Source organism: Rhizobium sp. 21-4511-3d, from assembly GCF_053522545.1.
This window is the reverse complement of the sequence record NZ_JBNWCF010000009.1, coordinates 184,324-201,674: the sequence shown is the minus strand read 5'-3', so window position 1 is coordinate 201,674 and position 17,351 is coordinate 184,324. Positions and strand designations below refer to the sequence as shown.

Here is a 17,351-nt window from a genome sequence, read left to right as displayed (position 1 = left end):
TAGCAGGCATATCCCCGGCTGCCGGAGCGGAATGTAGAGCCGCACCGGGACACCGGCGAATCAAGGAAACGTGAAACTCAGCCTTCGAGCTCTTCCCTCAGCATTTCGAGCTCAAGCCATTCCTCTTCCATCTTGGTCAGACTGTCGCGCAGCTTTTCCATCTCGGCAGCAAGCTTGTCGAAGGTCTTGCGATCCTTGGTGAAGAGGTTGGGATCGGCCATCTTCTCTTCGCGATTGGCGATCTGGGCCTCGGCCTTTGCCATTTCCTTTGGCAGATTTTCCAGCGCGAATTTCTGCTTGAAGGAAAGCTTGCCTTTGCCCTTCGGCGCCTCGGCAGCAGGCGAAGCCTCCGCCTTTGCCTTCTCGGCAGCCTTCTCCGCCTTACGCCGCTCCTCCAGCGCCCCTTTGCGCTGCGCCATCATGTCGGAATAGCCACCGGCATATTCGATCCAGCGGCCATCGGGCGCATCCGGAACGGCAGGCGCGATCGTTGACGTCACGGTGCGGTCCAGGAAATCACGATCGTGGCTGACGAGAATGACCGTGCCCGGAAAGCCGGCAACGATTTCCTGCAACAGGTCGAGCGTTTCGATATCCAGGTCGTTGGTCGGTTCGTCGAGGATCAAGAGGTTCGTCGGCCGCGATAGAATCCGCGCCAGCATAAGACGCGCACGTTCGCCGCCGGAGAGATTCTTGATCGGCGTACGCGCCTGCTCCGGCTGGAACAGGAATTCCTTCATGTAGCCCGTGACATGCCGCTGCTCGCCATTGACGAGCAGGTTCTCGCCACGGCCATCGGTCAGGTAATTGGCAAGTGTGTCCTCGGGATTGAGGTCTTCGCGCTTCTGGTCCAGCGTGGCGATCTCGAGATTGGTTCCGAGCTTCACCGTACCGGTATCCGGCGACAGTTGCCCCGTCAGCATCTTCAAAAGCGTCGTCTTGCCGGCGCCATTTGGACCGACGAGACCGATGCAATCGCCGCGATGGACACGGATCGAGAACGGCGCGACGATCGGCCGGTCGCCGTAAGTCTTCGTGATCTTCTCGGCTTCGATGACAAGCTTGCCGGATTCCTGTGCATCCGAAACCGTGGCCTGCACAGTCCCCTGCGGACCCTTGTGGCCGCGATATTGCGAGCGCATCGTCTGCAATTCGCCGAGACGGCGCATGTTGCGCTTGCGGCGCGCGGTGACGCCGTAGCGCAGCCAGTGCTCTTCGCGCTCGATCGCCTTGCCGAGCTTGTGCTGCTCCAGCTCTTCGGCTTCGAGAACCTGATCGCGCCAGGCTTCGAAATGCCCGAAGCCGCGATCGAGCCGCCGCGATGTTCCGCGGTCGAGCCAGACGGTCGCCGTCGAGACCTTCTCTAGGAACCGGCGGTCGTGCGAGATCAGAACCAGGGCGCTCCGCGTCTTCTGAAGCTCGCCTTCCAGCCATTCGATGGTCGGCAGGTCGAGATGGTTGGTGGGCTCGTCGAGCAGCAGGATATCCGGTTCCGGCGCCATGACGCGGGCAAGGGCCGCGCGGCGGGCTTCACCGCCCGAGAGGTTCTTCGGGTCCTCCTCCCCAGTCAGGCCGAGATGCGACAGCAGATAGGTGACGCGATAGGGATCGTCGCCCGGCCCGAGCCCGGCTTCGGCATAGGCCTGCACAGTCGAGAAGCCGACGAAATCGGGCGCCTGCTCCAGATAGCGCACCGTCGACGACGGATGGCGGAACACCTCGCCGGATTGCGCTTCGGCGATGCCGGCCGCGATCTTCAGCAGTGTCGACTTGCCGGAACCATTGCGGCCGACGAGGCAGATCTTGTCGCCGGGCTCCACCTGCAGGCTTGCGCCCGCCAGCAACGGCGTGCCGCCGAAGCTCAGGAAGATGTCGTCCAGTTTGAGAATGGGAGGCGCCAAGAATCAGACTCCGGAAAGATCATAAGGGCGGGCAAGGACGATCGCCCGGCCGCTGCCAAGCGTGAAACGAACCTTGCCTTCCGCCACATTGGAAATGGTACGCGATGAGCCGAAGGGCAAATGGAAATCCGAGAGCGGATAGCGGGCGTTCTCGATGAAGAGCCCGCGCAGTTCGCTGAACCCGGGGACTGAAAACAGGCTGTTCTTCGGCAGGTCAAGCTCGATGGTTCCGGCAAGAAGCGGAACCGCTTCCTCCACCCCGGAGGTGAGCAGCAGGTCGAAACCCTCTTCTGCCAGGCTGACGGCGTAAAGCAGATGCTGAAGCGCATGGTCGGAGCGCTCGCCCGCCAGGGCACCGGCTAGGATCAAGCGCTTTGCCCCACGCGCAATGGCTTCAGACACGGCGATCTCGCCATCCGTCGAGGCTTTGGCGGCCGGGTAGGGCTGCTTCGGCACATCGGGAAAGGCGCCTTCGAGATCAGGCGCCGTGGAATCGAAATCGCCCACCCAGAGCTCCGGCACGACGCCGAGCTCGGCCGCATGCCGCATGCCGCCATCGGCCGCGATGAAGCGGCTACCGGCAACGGCGCTGCGCAGCCGTTCCGTCGGCGTGAGCTCGCCGCCAAGCAGGATGGTGAAGGTGGTTTCCGTCATGGGCATTGCCCATAGCGCAAAGCAGGGGTCGAGGGAAAGGGGCAGGGTTCAGCCGGGCGTACCCTTGTCGCGCCGTTCGAAGGCTTTTTCATAGCCATCGATGAAGCGTTCATAGAGCGCCGCGAAAGCATCGACGTCCTTTTCGCTCCATCCGTCGAGGATTTCGCCGATCAGCGCCATCTTCTGCGCACGGATTTCGGCAAGCAGCCGCTGCCCGATGGGTGTCATAACCACGACGATCCTGCGCGCATCGGCCTGCGATGCCGCGCGGCGAAGAATGTTGCGGCTGACCATGTCGGCAACCACGCGGCTGGCGCGTGACGGATCGATGCGCAGCATCTCCGCGATCGTCCCGACCGTCACTTCCTCCGCCGGCTGCGCGCGGCGTACGGCATCAAGCACGTCGAGATGCGACAGTTCGAGATCCGGCGCGACGCTCTGGATCGCAAGACGCCCGATCAGCCTGCGGCCCGTCATGAGCTTCATGCGGGTCATGCTCTGGCCGATGCTCAAGACGCTTTCGCTTTCCAGCGGCAGGGGATCGAGCTCGTGAATTCGGGCGGGTTTCTCGTTCATGCGGCGAGCATAACAGAAGGCTTGCGGGAAGGAAACATGCCTGCGTCATTCAAGTGTCATTGACATTTATATGCTTTTGTCACATAAATTGGCGATCAAGATCGGAACTGTCTTCATGGATATGCAGCTTGCCTCCCAGCCGCTCGTGACGGATCCCCGCCGCAGGCTTATTCTCTTCCTGTTTCTGATGACCGCGATGTTCATGGCAACGCTGGACAATCAGATTGTCTCGACGGCGCTGCCGACGATCGTGGGCGAATTCGGCCATCTCGAGCGCTTCGGCTGGATCGGCTCGGCCTATCTCCTGTCGCTCAGCGCCGTGATGCCCGTCTATGGCAAGCTCGGCGACCTCTTCGGCCGCAAATATGTGATGATGACGGCGATCGCGATCTTCACCGTCGGCTCGGCTGTCTGCGGTCTGGCCATCTCGATGAACACGCTGATTGCCGCCCGCGTGCTGCAGGGCCTCGGCGGCGGCGGCATCATGGTGTCGATCTTCGCCGTCAATGCCGACCTTTTCGAACCGCGCGAACGCGCCCGCTACCAGAGCTATTCCAGCCTCGTGCTGATGGCCTCCAGCGCCATCGGCCCCGTTCTTGGCGGCATGATGAGCGATCTGTTCGGCTGGCGCTCGATCTTTCTTGTCAATGTCCCCATCGGTTTCGTCGTGCTCATCGGCCTGGCGCTGATGCTGCCCTACCGCAAACCGCATCGCCGCCCGAAGATCGACTACGCCGGCGCGCTGCTCTTGGCGATGACCACCACCAGCATCGTGCTGATGGCCGATGGCAGTGAGCTTTTCGGTTCGCTCCTTGCACCGCAGAGCCTCGGCATCATTGCCGCAGGCGTTGTCTGCGCCATCGCCTGGGTCTTCGTCGAGCGCCGCGCCGCCGAACCGATCGTGCCGCTGTCGCTGTTCCGCAATCCGACTTTCCCGCTGCTCTTGATCATGTCGATCACCGGCGGCGGCATCGCCATCGGCATGGCCAACTATTTCGCGCTGTTCCTGCAGACGACAACCGGCCTCTCGCCCTCGCATGCCGGCCTGCTCTTCATCATGCTGACCGGCGGCCTTGTCTGCGGTTCGTTGTTTGCCGGCCGCACCATCTCGCGCACCGGCCGCTACAAGCCCTTCGCCATCGCCAGCCTCTCCTGCAGCGCCATCGCTTTCGCGTTGCTGACGCAGGTTCATGCGGGTACCCCTCTGCCCATCATCGGCCTGCTGATGGCTCTGCACGGCATCGGCATCGGGCTTGCACAGCAGGTGCCGATCATCGGCGTTCAGAACGCGGCTCCGGCCCGTGACGTCGGTGCTGCAACGGGTTCGGTGACGCTGTCGCGCATGGGCGGCGCCTCGATCGCCATCTCCATCTACGGCGCGATCATCGGCTCGCAGCTGGCAAAGGTCGGCGTCTCCATCCCCGGCGTGACCGATATCGAGCAGCTGACCCCGAAGATGATGGCGGCACTGCCAGAAGCCAGCCGTCAGGCGGTAGAGAATGCGTATTCGGCCGCCTTCACGCCGCTGTTCATGACCTCCTGCGCTTTTGCACTGATCGGGCTGATCGCCGCCCTTTCGCTGAAACCCGTACAGCTGCCGCGCCATGGCGAAGCCAAGAATTCTGCGGCCGCAGCCGAAGCTGCGGAGTGACCGGCAAGGGCGAGCTTCGCCCTTGTCATAAAGCCGTCACCACTATACATCTGCGAACGCTCTAACGGGGTGCCCGTGTCCGCAAGGACAGCTGGCTGAGAGGCTTCAAGCCAACCCGCGGAACCTGATCCGGTTAACACCGGCGGAGGGATTAGATGCGCGCGTGACACCAGGCACCGCCCTTTTCCCGTGAAACAACTTGTATAGGAGGAGGCGCGCCATGCCCGGCCGCAAACCATTGATCGCACTTTTCGCCACGGCGCTTCTCGCCGTTACCTCAGCCATCGCTCCGGCCCAGGCTGCAGACAAGACGCTGACGGTCTATACCTACGAAAGCTTCACCTCCGAATGGGGCCCCGGCCCCAAGGTCAAGGAAGCCTTCGAGAAGACCTGCGCCTGCACCGTCAATTTCGTCAGCGTCGCCGATGGCGTCGCCCTTCTCTCGCGCCTCAAGCTCGAGGGTGCCTCGACGAAGGCCGACGTCGTGCTCGGCATCGACACCAACCTGATCACCGAGGCCAAGGATACCGGCCTGTTCGACGCCAGCGGCGTCGATACCAGCGCTTTGAAGGTGCCCGGCGATTTCAAGGACGATGTCTTCGTTCCCTATGACTACGGCCACTTCGCCATCATCTACGACACGCAGACGGTAAAGAACCCGCCGAAAAGCATGCAGGAACTGGTTGACGGCGACCCGTCGCAGAAGATCGTCATCGAGGATCCGCGCACGTCTACGCCTGGTCTCGGCCTGCTGCTTTGGGTGAAGTCCGTTTACGGCGACAAGGCGCCGGAAGCCTGGGCTAAGCTCAAGAACCGCATCCTGACGGTCACGCCCGGCTGGTCGGAGGCCTATGGCCTGTTCACCAAGGGCGAGGCGCCGATGGTGCTCTCCTATACGACGTCCCCGGCCTACCACATGGTCGCTGAAAACGCCGACCGCTATCAGGCCGCCGCCTTCTCCGAGGGACACTACATCCAGATCGAAGTCGCCGGCCTGCTGAAGAACGCGCCGGACAAGGATCTTGCCCGCGACTTCCTGAAGTTCATGGTCACCCCCGGCTTCCAGGACACGATCCCGACCAACAACTGGATGATGCCGGTCTCGGCGACCTCGACGCCCCTGCCGGATGCTTTCGGCAAGCTCGTCAATCCCTCCAAGACTTTCCTGATGTCGCCGGATGAGGTCGCCAAGAACCGCAAGGCCTGGATCGACGAGTGGCTTGCGGCGATGAGCATGAACTAATGCTGCAGACGGCGGCGGAACGGCGAAATGCATTGGCGGGCGGCGCAATTGCGCTCGCCGCCATCCTGCTTTTCATCGGTATCGCTGCCGTTTCGCTTGCCGCCTCCGGCGGGGGCGCTGCCTTTGCCGGGATCATTTCCGATCCCTATATCCTCCGCGTCCTGCGCTTCACGCTGCTGCAGGCGGTCCTCTCCACGCTGCTATCGGTTTTCCTGGCGATCCCTGTCGCGCGGTCGCTCGCCCGCCAGCTGCAATTTCCCGGCCGCATCTGGATCATCCGCCTAATGGCGGTGCCCATGGGACTGCCCGTTCTGATCGGCGCGCTCGGCTTGATCGGCATCTGGGGCAGGCAGGGCCTGCTCAACAGCGCGCTGACGAAACTCGGCCTTGCCGAACCTGTCAGCATCTATGGCCTAACCGGCATCCTGCTTGCCCACGTCTTCTTCAACCTGCCGCTGGCCTGCCGGCTGATGCTTGCCGGTCTTGAACGGCTGCCCTCTGAATACTGGCTGATGGCGGGCAATCTCGGCATGCGTCCGCGCGCCATCTTCCGTTTCATCGAATGGCCGGCCATCCGCGGCCTGATCCCCGGCGTCGCCGGACTGATCTTCATGCTCTGCGCCACGAGCTTCACGCTGGTGCTGACCCTCGGCGGCGGTCCTGCGGCAACGACGGTCGAGGTCGCGATCTACCAGTCGCTTCGCTTCGATTTCGATCCCGGCCGCGCCGTCGCACTTTCCTTGCTGCAGATCGCGCTGACCGGCCTCGTCCTCGCCGCCATGTCGCTCCTGCCCGCGAGCCTGGACGAGGGGCTGACAGCAGGGCACCGGGCACTGCGCTTCGACGGCAGGAAGCCCATAGCGAAGCTATTGGACAGCCTGCTATTGATCGCCATCACAGCCTTTCTCCTGTCGCCACTTCTCTCGGTCGTCGTCGCCGGCCTGAAAGCCGACCTGCCGAAACTGCTCGGTGAGCCCGTCTTCTGGCAGGCCGCGGCGATGAGCTTCGGTATATCCATCTCCGCCGCCACACTGGCGCTGCTGGTATCGGCAGCCCTGATCCGCGCCCGCCAGACCATAGCCACCAGCAAGCAGTCCGGCCGTGGCAACCGCGCCTTCTTCGCCACGATGGGCGGCGCATCTTCAATGGTGCTATTGGCCCCGCCGGTCGTGCTTGCCACAGGATGGTTCATGACCCTGCGACCGTTCGGAGATGCAGAAATTTTCGCGCCTGCCCTCGTCGTCTTGATCAACATGCTGATGGCGCTGCCCTTCGTCATGCGCGTGCTAGAACCGGCCTATCTCGTCCATCAGCGCCGTACGGCGCGGCTATCGGCGAGCCTCGGGATCGCCGGCATGGCGCGGCTGCGGCTTATCGATTGGCCGGGGCTGCGGAAGCCGTTCCTGACCGCCCTGTCTTTCGCCATGGCGCTGTCGCTCGGCGATCTCGGCGCCGTTGCTCTTTTTGGGTCCGATGGTTTCATCACCCTGCCGTGGCTGGTCTATAGCCGCATGGGAAGCTACAGGACCAATGATGCCGATGGCTTTGCGCTGATCCTCGGCGTGATATGCCTGTTGCTGACAATTGCCGGAACATCCCGCCAGGTGCGAGGACATGGTGCCGATGACGGCCGCTGATATTGCCATGCAGAACGTCCGCCTGGCGCTCGGCAGCCATGCTTTTCACTTCGATTGCGCACTGCCCGGGGGCCAGATCATCGCCGTGACGGGCCCCTCTGGCGCCGGAAAATCGACCTTCCTCAATCTGCTGGCAGGCTTCGAGATACCGGAGAGTGGCCAGGTGCTGCTTGATGGCAGGGACGCCAGCGGCGTCCATCCGTCGGAGCGGCCGGTCTCGCTCGTCTTCCAGGACAACAATCTCTTCGCCCATCTCGATATCTTCACCAATATCGGGCTGGGCATCAATCCGGCCCTGAAGCTCACGCAGGCGGACCGCAGCCGCATCTCGGCGGCGCTGGCGCAGGTCGGACTTGCAGCTTTCGAGAAGCGGCTTCCGGCGACACTGTCCGGCGGCGAACGTCAACGCGCCGCCTTCGCCCGCGCCCTCGTCCGCAATCGGCCGATCCTGCTTCTGGATGAGCCCTTCGCCGCTCTCGATCCCGGTTTGCGCAGCGGCATGGCGGAGCTTCTGACGACGATGCAGCGCGAAACCGGCAGCACCGTGATCGTCGTCTCGCATGACCCGGACGAAGTCCGCCGCATTGCCAGCTACGGGGTCTTCATCGACCATGGCGCGATCGCGCTTGCCGCGCCGATCGATGAATATCTCGCGCGAAAAGATATGCCCGCATTGCGGCAATTTCTGCGCGGTTGACGAATCTGCAGGGCGCGATGGCACTTTCGCCACAATTTCATCCGAGCGAAAGAACTCCTTAACCACGCCAAGCTTGCTAAATTACAACGGCGCCACAATTAAGCAGAGTCTCGCTATGCAATCGATGCGGAAATCAGCTACAGCAATGACCTGTATCCATCCGTTGTGCACTGCGAGAGCCAGGATGGGCGCCTGTTGAACCCCGTTGGAAGTGGCCGGATCGATAAAGCGGCGAACCGGCTGAAAAGCAAGATGACTCGGAGAGCCAGACTGGACAGCATGAAGACGTGGACGAGACCCGCGCCCTCCAGGACTATGCTTTCCGCTTTGCGCCACCGGGGACGGCATGCGTTGCTGCTGACTGCTGCCGCAGTCGCGCTTAACAGCTGCCAGTCGATCATCGAGCAATCCTACCAGCCGACCGTCTCGCCCTCGTCCAATCCGCAGATCGTCGATGAAGTGCAGAAGAACGATCCGCGCGCCGCGATGGGCGCCCGCGAACACCCGCGCATCGTCGCGAGCTATGGCGGTGAATACAAGGACGCCAAGACCGAACGCCTCGTTGCCCGCATTGCCGGCGCGCTGACGGCCGTCTCGGAAAATCCGAGCCAGTCCTACCGCATCACCATCCTGAATTCGCCAGCGATCAACGCCTTCGCGCTGCCGGGCGGCTATCTCTACGTGACGCGCGGCCTGCTGGCGCTTGCCAACGACGCCTCCGAGGTTGCCGCCGTGCTCTCGCACGAGATGGGCCATGTGACGGCCAATCACGGCATCGAGCGCCAGAAGCGCGAAGAAGCCGAAGTCATCGCCAGCCGCGTTGTTGCCGAAGTTCTCTCCAGCGATATCGCCGGCAAGCAGGCTCTCGCCCGCGGCAAGCTGCGCCTCGCCGCCTTCTCCCGCCAGCAGGAGCTGCAGGCCGACGTCATCGGTGTACGTATGCTCGGCGAAGCCGGTTACGACCCCTATGCTGCTGGCCGCTTCCTCGACAGCATGGCCGCATACAGCCGCTTCATGTCGGCCGATCCGGATGCCGACCAGAGCCTGGACTTCCTGTCGAGCCACCCGAATTCCGCGCAGCGTATCGAGTTGGCCCGCGACCACGCCCGCGCCTTCGGTCAGGAAGGCAAGGTCGGCGACAAGGGCCGCGATTACTATCTCGACGGCATCGACGGCCTTCTCTACGGCGACAGCCCGGAAGAGGGCTATGTGCGTGGCCAGACCTTCCTGCATGGCGGTCTCGGCATCCGCTTCGACGTGCCGCCCGATTTCACCATCGACAACAAGGTCGAAGCCGTCATGGCGACCGGCCCCGGCGATATCGCCATCCGTTTCGATGGCGTGGCCGACAGCAACAACCAGAGCCTGACCAACTATATCTCGAGCGGCTGGGTCACCGGCCTCGATCCCTCGACGATACAGGCGACGACGATCAACGGCATGGAAGCGGCAACCGCCCGCGCCAGTGCCGACCGCTGGGATTTCGACGTCACGGTCATCCGCAACAATCAGCAGATCTTCCGGTTCCTGACCGCCGTTCCTAAGGGCAGCACAGCCCTGCAGCAGACGGCAGATGTCCTGCGCGCCAGCTTCCGCCGCATGACCCCGGATGAGATGTCGTCGCTGAAGCCGCTGCGCATCCGCGTCGTCACCGTCCGCCCGGGCGACAACATCACGACGCTTGCCGCCCGCATGATGGGCACCGATCGCAAGCTCGATCTCTTCAAGCTCATCAATGCACTGCCGACAGGCGCCACCGTCGCCCCCGGCGATCGCGTCAAAATCATCGCCGAATAAAAAAGGCCCGGATGAACCGGGCCAGTCTGTGCTGCTGGGAGTAAGAACGTTCAGGCGTAGGCGGCCATGTGCGGGTCGGCGCTCACGAGCGCGCTGCGGAGCTTCTCCATCGCCCGGCTTTCGATCTGGCGCACACGCTCCTTGGAAATTCCGAGATCGGCGCCGAGCTCTTCGAGCGTCGCTCCATCCTCAGCGAGACGGCGGGCGCTGATGATCTTCATCTCGCGCTCGTTGAGATGCGTCAGCGCTGAGGCGAGCCAGACGCGGCGGCGCTCGCCATCAATCATGTTGGAGACCTGCTCATCGGGCAGAGGATCGTCGCTGACGAGGAAATCCATCTTCTCGGCACTGTCGGCGTCGCCGGAGACAGACGGCGCCTGCAGCGAAGCATCGTTGCTGGAAAGCCGCGCATCCATCGTCTGGACGTCGGCAAGGCTGACGCCGAGGGCTGCGGCGATTTCCTGATGAATGGATTGCAGGGTCAGCTGCGTATCGCCGCGGGCAAGCTTGGCGCGAAGGCGGCGAAGATTGAAGAAAAGCGCTTTCTGCGCGGAACTCGTACCGCCGCGGACGATCGACCAGTTGCGCAGGATATAATCCTGGATCGACGCACGGATCCACCAGCTGGCATAAGTGGAGAAACGAACTTCACGCTCCGGCTCGAAACGGGCAGCGGCTTCCAGGAGACCGACATAGCCCTCCTGCACGAGATCGCTCATCGGCAGACCGAAATTGCGGAACTTGCCGGCCATCGAGATGACGAGGCGCATATGCGCCATGGCGATCTGGTTGCGCGCACCGCGGTCTTCATTGTCCTTCCAGCGGATCGCCAGTTCATGTTCTTCCTCGCGGGCGAGATAGGGAGCCGCCATCGCTATTTTGATCATGCGCCGGTCTGCAGACATGTTCTTCATATCGGTCTCCTAAAATCAGGCCTCGCGCCCAAAACAAAACAATGAAGGTTCGTTTCCGGAACGTCGCCGTCCGGATCAAATTCAGCTCTCGAATGCAAAAGGCCCCGCTCCTGGACTTTTCAGGACGAGGCCCTATCTCTTCATCAAGTACCGGTCAGACGGTAAAGCAGGATCTGTTTCTTCACGTTGCCGCTCTGGCAATATGTGGAAGTCATGACCCACTCCTCATCGAACGTTTACAACAGCGGACGATCGGTGGGTTCACCTAGCTTTTGTCCGCACTTACGAGGTTTAAACGCGTCAGCACGGAAAAAGTTCCAATAAAAAACCCGGCTCGAAGGCCGGGTTTTTTGCAAGGAAAAACAAAGCGCTATTATGCGGCTTCGTCCTGAGAGTCGTCTTCTTCGATGGCCTTGCCGCGCTTCGGACCCTTGTTCAGGTTGGTCTCGACGAGGCGGACGGCTTCGGTTTCCGACATTTTGTTGACGGCGGCGATTTCACGGGCCATGCGGTCGAGGGCAGCTTCATAGAGCTGACGCTCGGAATAGGACTGCTCCGGCTGGTTTTCGGCGCGGTAGAGGTCGCGTACGACTTCCGCGATCGAAATCAGGTCGCCCGAATTGATCTTGGCATCGTATTCCTGCGCACGGCGCGACCACATGGTGCGCTTGACGCGTGCCTTGCCCTGGACAACCTTGAGCGCACGCTCAACGAAATCGGTCTCCGACAGCTTGCGCATGCCGATGCTCATCGCTTTTGCGACCGGAACCTTCAGGCGCATCTTGTCCTTTTCGAAATCGATTACGAAAAGTTCAAGCTTCATGCCGGCAACTTCTTGCTCTTCGATAGCGCTGATGGTACCGACCCCATGAGCGGGGTAGACGATCGATTCACCGGTCTTGAAGCCGTGGCGAGCTGCTGAAGGTTTTTTCTGCTGGGTCGTCATTCTAATCAAAAACTCCCTGTTACGCTTCCGGCGGCGGCCGGAGCCGGGTCAGTCAGGCCCGGATGAGACGGTTGATTACCGTCGGGTGACTTCACTCTGGTCCCACCAGACAGAAGCAAAAGAAATTCATGCGCGCGATCAACGATCGGACAGCTCAAGATGTTGATATGTCACGGGAACCGCGTACGGATTTTATTTGCTTTCGTGATGGTTTTGGGCACGCTTCGTGCCTCAAATGGGTCAGTGTTCAGAACCTATCACAAAAATATGAGGAAATCAATAATTTGGTGCGTGTGAGTCATGCGGGCAACACATGGCTCACATATTAGAGAAGCATCACTTGAAACGTTTAAGCGCCATCTGAACCCGATTTCAAGCGGATTTCAGCAGCTTGGCCTCAGTCGCCTGAGCCGGGCTTTTCGGAGAAGTACTTCTCGAATTTGCCGGTCTCGCCATCCATCTCCTTGGCCTCGGGCATCGAGTCCTTCTTGACGGTGATGTTGGGCCAGATGCTGGCATATTCGGCGTTGATCTTGAGCCACTTGTCGAGACCCGGCTCGGTATCCGGCTTGATCGCCTCGGCAGGACATTCCGGCTCGCAAACGCCGCAATCGATGCATTCATCAGGGTGGATGACGAGGAAATTCTCGCCCTCATAGAAGCAATCGACCGGGCAGACTTCCACGCAGTCGGTATATTTGCAGCGAATGCAATTGTCGGTCACGACATAGGTCATGAAGAACTCCAGGATTTCACGCGAGCGGGGCAGACCAACCTGGAACGTCGCGTCTTTCCCTGAGCCGGAGGGGCAGCGTGTACTGGCTTGGGAGGCTAGAACGCTATCCGGCGAGTTGATGTGACGTACCGGCTTTACAGGCCGATTTCAAGGATAATCGATCTTCAAAAGCGGCCGGTTTGGATAGAGTTTTCTAATCCTCGCCCGACTGGAGCTTGTCGATTGCACGGCGCTCTTTCTTCGTGGGCCGCCCTGCGCCCGCTGCGCGGATCGCCTGCTCGTAAGGGGTGAGGCGTTTGGTCTCATCCGCAGGCGGCGTCAGGTCTTCGTAAAGCAGCTTCGCTTCCTCAAACGGGCCACGCCGCTCGCCGGGCTGCTTGACCAATAGGACGACGTCACGCCGCTCGAGCTGCAGCTCGATACGGTCGCCGATTTTCACGGTCTGGCTGGGCTGGGAAACACGTTCGCCATTGATGCGAACGTGTCCCGATTGGATATGGCTTTGCGCCAGGGAGCGGGATTTCACCATGCGCGTGAAGAACAGCCATTTATCGAGACGCTGACGCGAACCGCTTGCTGGCTGTGTCTCCCCGCCCATCGGTTACTTCTTCATCTGCTCCTTCAAGGCAGCGAGCTTTGCGAAAGGTGAATCCGGATCGATCGGCTTTTCCTTGCGCGGCGGCTTGGCCTCGAAGCGCAGCGGCTGGGCGCCGCCGCGGTTGTTGTTACGGTCGTTGCGATCTTTGCGGTCACCACGGTCCTGACGATCGCCACGCTGGTCGTTGCGGTCGCCACGGCCCTGATGCGGCTTACCGCCGTCGCGGCCACGCTGCTGGCGGTTGCCGTCGCGGTTGTCGCGGCCTTCACGGTTCTCGCCGCCTTCGCCACCACCATGACGGCGGTTGCCCTGCGGACGCTCGTTGTTGCCACCGCCACGGCGTTCGCCGCCATGATTGCGGGCCTGACGCTGGTTGTCGTTGCGGCCGCCAAGGCGCCACAGGAGAACCGGCTTCGGCTCGGTGGGTTCGCCGTCTGCGGCGGCCGGAGCAGCCTCGGCAGCGGCCTCGACCGTGACCGGTGCCGCTTCGGCAGCCGGCGTTTCAGCCGTTGCTTCGTCAGCCTGGTCGGCGTCGTCGTGATCGGCCTTCTCGGAAGCATCTTCTGCTGCCGGCTCGGCGGCTGCAGCAGGTGCCGCCGAAGCGTCCTGCACAGCCAGATGAGCAGCCGCTTCCTCAGCCTTCACGGCGTCGGCGCGATAGCCGAGACCCTTGAGGATCTCTTCCATGTCTTCAAGCGTCGCACCGAGGATCGACAGCATCGCAGTCGTCGTCGTGAAACGGCGGCCGTCATAAGCGCCTTCGGGACGGTTTGCCTGACCCGGCTTCCACTGCAGCAGCGGACGGATGATGTCGGCAAGCCGCTCGAGGATGTCGATACGGACGGCGCGCTTTCCGAGGAACCGGAAACCGGCAAGCTTGTAGAAAGTGCGCTCGAAGCTCGGATCGGTGACGACAGACGTGCGTCCGGCGGCAAGCACCGGAATGAGGTCGCCGTAACCCGGCTTGTCGAGGCCGTCGTTCTTGAGTGCCCAGAGCAACGTGATGAGCTCGGCCGGAGCCGGCTTCAGGAGTGCCGGGACGAAGATGTGATAAGCGCCGAAACGCACGCCATAGCGGCGCATCGAGGCACGGCCATCCTGATCCAGCGACTTGACGTCGTCGGCAACGTCGCGGCGGAACAGAACGCCGAGATTTTCGACGAGCTGGAACGCCAGACCCTTGGCAAGACCCTGCAGGTCTTCGGCGCGCGACAGATCGTCGAGCGGCTTCAAAACCGTGCTGATGTGATGATTGACGAAGCGCTCGACGCGGGCGGCGACGTGATCGCGCGCATTGCCGGTCAGCTGCTCGTCGGCAAGCAGGATCACCCGCGGACGCATCACATGGTCGCTGCCGGACAGCCGGGCAACGGGATCGCCGAGCCAGCGGATCAGGCCATCGGCGCTGATCGCCAGATCGCCATTGCCAGCGGCATGCATGCGCGCTGCGCGCGCTTCGAATTCCAGAGCAAGCGCCTTCTGTGAAGCAGCCTGTACGGCCTTGGCGTCCGGTCCATCCGTCCCACCGACGGGCGTAAAGCGGAATCCGCTCAACTGACCCACATGATGCCCCTCCACAAAGACATCACCATTCACACTGATTTCAGCTTCCAGCATCGCATTCTCTCTCAGGCGCTTCATGAGCACAGATGTCCTGCGATCAACAAAGCGTTTCGTCAACCTTTCATGTAACGCATCGGACAATCGATCTTCGATTTCCCGCGTCTTTTCCTGCCAGTGTGTCGGATCGGCAAGCCAGCCGGGCCGGTTCGACACGTAGGTCCAGGTTCTTATCTGCGCGATTCGCGCCGAAAGCGTGTCGATTTCACCGTCCGTGCGGTCCGCACGGTGCACCTGCTCCGCGAGGAAATCCTCGTTAACCGTGCCATAGCGCACAAGATCGGAAAAGAGCGTCGAGATCAGATCGGCATGCTGGGCCGGTGCAATGCGCCGGTAATCGGGCAGCGCACAAGCCTCCCAGAGCTTTTCAACCCTTTCGGGCTTTGTCGCAAGGTCAATAATTTCCGGATATCGTGAAAGATGCTCCAACGCCTGCTGATCGACAGCCGGCAGCGCCCGTGTCAGACCCTGGACGCTCGGCGGTTTTTCGAGACTTGCCCGCAGCGATTGTATCGATGTGAAATCCAGTTCCTTGGTCCGCCACTGCAGAACCTTGACGTTGTCGAACTCGTGCGACTCGATCCTCTGCACCAGCTCATCGTCAAACGGCGCGACCTGACCGGTGACCCCGAAGGTGCCATCCCGGACATGGCGGCCGGCGCGGCCGGCGATCTGGCCGAGCTCGGCCGGATTGAGATTGCGGAACTGGTAGCCGTCGAATTTCCGGTCCTGCGCAAAGGCGACATGATCGACATCGAGGTTCAGACCCATGCCAATCGCATCGGTCGCCACCAGATATTCAACGTCGCCCGCCTGATAGAGCGCCACCTGGGCATTGCGGGTGCGCGGGCTGAGCGCCCCGAGAACGACTGCAGCACCACCGCGCTGACGGCGGATCAGTTCGGCGATCGCATAGACCTCGTCAGCCGAGAAGGCGACGATGGCCGAGCGCTGCGGCAGCCGGGTAATCTTCTTCTGCCCGGCGTAGAGGAGTTGCGACAGGCGAGGCCGCTCGACGACGGTGATCCCCGGCAACAGTTGCTGCAGGATCGGACGGATCGTCCCGGCGCCGAGAAGCAGCGTCTCGTCGCGGCCGCGGAGATGCAGGATGCGGTCGGTAAAGATATGCCCGCGTTCGAGATCGCCGGCGAGCTGAACTTCGTCGATCGCGACGAAGGCGGCCTTGGTCTCCCGCGGCATCGCCTCGACGGTGCAGACGGAGAAGCGGGCATTCGGCGGCGAAATCTTCTCTTCGCCTGTCACCAGCGCAACATTATGCGCACCGACCTTTTCAACCAGCCGCGTATAGACCTCGCGCGCCAGGAGGCGCAGCGGCAGACCGATCACACCGGTGCCGTGCGCGACCATGCGCTCGATGGCATAATGCGTCTTGCCTGTATTGGTCGGTCCGAGCACCGCGGTAACGCCGCGTCCGCTCAGGATCATGGGCTGCGAATTCTGTGTCATGGTCCATGCAAGTGAGGCGGGGGAGCCTCAGGGTCAAGTCGGCAGACAACACATGGACAGGCGGGCCAGCAAACGCAAGAGCCGGGCCGCCGATATGCGCTGCTATTTTGATTCAAGGACCGCCGCTAAGCCTCTGTTTTTAGATTCGGAACAGCTTGAGAACGAATCGGCGACGAATCGCTGACTCGCGCTGATTCAGCTTTTGTTCACGGCTAAGTATTGGTTTTGAATCAGTTTTTCCCACTAGATGCTGAATCCGGCGGTTCAGGAGGCACTTTGACCCGGGCCCACGGCCCATTAACGGAGAATCGCCTGTCAATTGCCCGACAAAGAAATTTGCAAAATCCGCGAAAATTAACCTTCGGGCCAAAGCCGGAACGAATCACAGACGAATCACCGACCTCCGAGGTTTCGTGCTTTGTTCGCCGCTAGATGTTGATGCCGGATGCGGCAAGCGACTATATGCGGAAAGCCTCGCGTAAATATTTTTTCGTAGCGGCCGATCGCATTAACGTTTTCCGGCGCAATTTTACTGCCTGTTAAAAAACAGAGCGAGGCACGGAACTTTTTCCTAGCTTCCGCGTTATTATCTTTTCGTTCAATATAAAATCTGCAATCGCAAATAAGGCGAAATCCGTTCACGTACATAAATAAGTTTAGCCGGGAACAAAAACCCGGGACGCGTGTTTATTGTCCATTCGAAACTCGGCGTGAGTTGAAGGACCGGAAAACATGCTTAGCACGATACTTCTCATTATCCTTATTCTGCTTTTGATCGGCGCACTGCCGAATTGGGGTTATAGCCGCGGCTGGGGCTATGGACCTTCTGGCGGTTTAGGGCTAGTTCTCGTTATTATCATTATCCTTGTCCTGATGGGCCGCATCTAAAGGCCATGTAACTGGGGAGTTGTAAG

14 protein-coding genes and 1 riboswitch are annotated in these 17,351 nt (G+C 61.3%); of the genes, 6 read left to right on the top strand and 8 right to left on the bottom strand.

From position 1 onward, the window contains the following. Window positions 1–77 precede the first annotated feature (77 nt). From ACQZ5H_RS20560 to ACQZ5H_RS20550, 3 genes are read right to left on the bottom strand one after another with little or no spacing between them, the layout of a single operon-like run. Complete coding sequence (locus ACQZ5H_RS20560; RefSeq protein ID WP_449098903.1) at window positions 78–1,901, bottom strand: ABC-F family ATP-binding cassette domain-containing protein; 1,824 nt, start codon at window positions 1,899–1,901, stop codon at window positions 78–80. Window positions 1,902–1,904: 3 nt separating this feature from the next. Continuing rightward, window positions 1,905–2,561 carry a thiamine diphosphokinase gene (locus tag ACQZ5H_RS20555; protein WP_449098902.1) on the bottom strand — a complete coding sequence of 219 codons (657 nt, stop codon included), beginning with the start codon at window positions 2,559–2,561 and terminating at the stop codon, window positions 1,905–1,907. 42 nt (window positions 2,562–2,603) lie between these two features. Continuing rightward, complete coding sequence (locus tag ACQZ5H_RS20550; protein ID WP_449098901.1) at window positions 2,604–3,131, bottom strand: MarR family winged helix-turn-helix transcriptional regulator; 528 nt, start codon at window positions 3,129–3,131, stop codon at window positions 2,604–2,606. Between the two features lie 115 nt (window positions 3,132–3,246). Here ACQZ5H_RS20550 and ACQZ5H_RS20545 point away from each other — a divergent pair, with 115 nt between their 5' ends. The 5 genes from ACQZ5H_RS20545 (at window position 3,247) to ACQZ5H_RS20525 (ending at window position 10,156) form a co-directional block, all read left to right on the top strand. After that, window positions 3,247–4,782 (top strand): MDR family MFS transporter, encoded by a 1,536-nt coding sequence (locus ACQZ5H_RS20545; RefSeq protein ID WP_449098900.1) that lies wholly within the window; start codon window positions 3,247–3,249, stop codon window positions 4,780–4,782. 55 nt (window positions 4,783–4,837) lie between these two features. Then, window positions 4,838–4,950: riboswitch (TPP riboswitch) on the top strand. A 52-nt stretch (window positions 4,951–5,002) separates the two neighbouring features. Further along, window positions 5,003–6,025 carry a thiamine ABC transporter substrate binding subunit gene (gene thiB, locus ACQZ5H_RS20540; protein ID WP_449098899.1) on the top strand — a complete coding sequence of 341 codons (1,023 nt, stop codon included), beginning with the start codon at window positions 5,003–5,005 and terminating at the stop codon, window positions 6,023–6,025. Beyond that, on the top strand, window positions 6,025–7,662 hold the full coding sequence (thiP, locus tag ACQZ5H_RS20535; RefSeq protein ID WP_449098898.1) for a thiamine/thiamine pyrophosphate ABC transporter permease ThiP: 1,638 nt from the start codon (window positions 6,025–6,027) through the stop codon (window positions 7,660–7,662). Before thiB ends, thiP begins: the two co-directional genes overlap by 1 nt. Next, window positions 7,649–8,359: a thiamine ABC transporter ATP-binding protein gene (locus ACQZ5H_RS20530; RefSeq protein ID WP_449098897.1), complete on the top strand. Its 711-nt coding sequence runs from the start codon at window positions 7,649–7,651 to the stop codon at window positions 8,357–8,359. Before thiP ends, ACQZ5H_RS20530 begins: the two co-directional genes overlap by 14 nt. A gap of 252 nt (window positions 8,360–8,611) precedes the next feature. Then, window positions 8,612–10,156: a M48 family metalloprotease gene (locus ACQZ5H_RS20525; protein ID WP_112718257.1), complete on the top strand. Its 1,545-nt coding sequence runs from the start codon at window positions 8,612–8,614 to the stop codon at window positions 10,154–10,156. Window positions 10,157–10,206: 50 nt separating this feature from the next. On the opposite strand, the gene ACQZ5H_RS20520 is transcribed toward ACQZ5H_RS20525, so the two are convergent. The 5 genes from ACQZ5H_RS20520 to ACQZ5H_RS20500 all read right to left on the bottom strand — a co-directional run bounded on the left by ACQZ5H_RS20520 (window position 10,207) and on the right by ACQZ5H_RS20500 (window position 16,437). Beyond that, the gene (locus tag ACQZ5H_RS20520; protein WP_112718255.1) at window positions 10,207–11,070 is read right to left on the bottom strand and encodes an RNA polymerase factor sigma-32; all 864 of its coding nucleotides are present in this window, start codon (window positions 11,068–11,070) and stop codon (window positions 10,207–10,209) included. A 373-nt stretch (window positions 11,071–11,443) separates the two neighbouring features. Continuing rightward, window positions 11,444–12,016 carry a CarD family transcriptional regulator gene (locus tag ACQZ5H_RS20515; RefSeq protein WP_112718253.1) on the bottom strand — a complete coding sequence of 191 codons (573 nt, stop codon included), beginning with the start codon at window positions 12,014–12,016 and terminating at the stop codon, window positions 11,444–11,446. 397 nt (window positions 12,017–12,413) lie between these two features. Continuing rightward, on the bottom strand, window positions 12,414–12,752 hold the full coding sequence (gene fdxA / locus ACQZ5H_RS20510) for a ferredoxin FdxA (RefSeq protein ID WP_112718251.1): 339 nt from the start codon (window positions 12,750–12,752) through the stop codon (window positions 12,414–12,416). A 193-nt stretch (window positions 12,753–12,945) separates the two neighbouring features. Continuing rightward, window positions 12,946–13,350, bottom strand: a complete 405-nt coding sequence (locus tag ACQZ5H_RS20505) for an RNA-binding S4 domain-containing protein (protein ID WP_449098896.1) — start codon at window positions 13,348–13,350, stop codon at window positions 12,946–12,948. A 3-nt stretch (window positions 13,351–13,353) separates the two neighbouring features. Beyond that, window positions 13,354–16,437 carry a helicase-related protein gene (locus tag ACQZ5H_RS20500; protein ID WP_449098895.1) on the bottom strand — a complete coding sequence of 1,028 codons (3,084 nt, stop codon included), beginning with the start codon at window positions 16,435–16,437 and terminating at the stop codon, window positions 13,354–13,356. 732 nt (window positions 16,438–17,169) lie between these two features. Here ACQZ5H_RS20500 and ACQZ5H_RS20495 point away from each other — a divergent pair. Then, window positions 17,170–17,325 (top strand): DUF3309 family protein, encoded by a 156-nt coding sequence (locus ACQZ5H_RS20495; protein ID WP_112718243.1) that lies wholly within the window; start codon window positions 17,170–17,172, stop codon window positions 17,323–17,325. The last annotated feature ends 26 nt before the right edge of the window (window positions 17,326–17,351 follow it).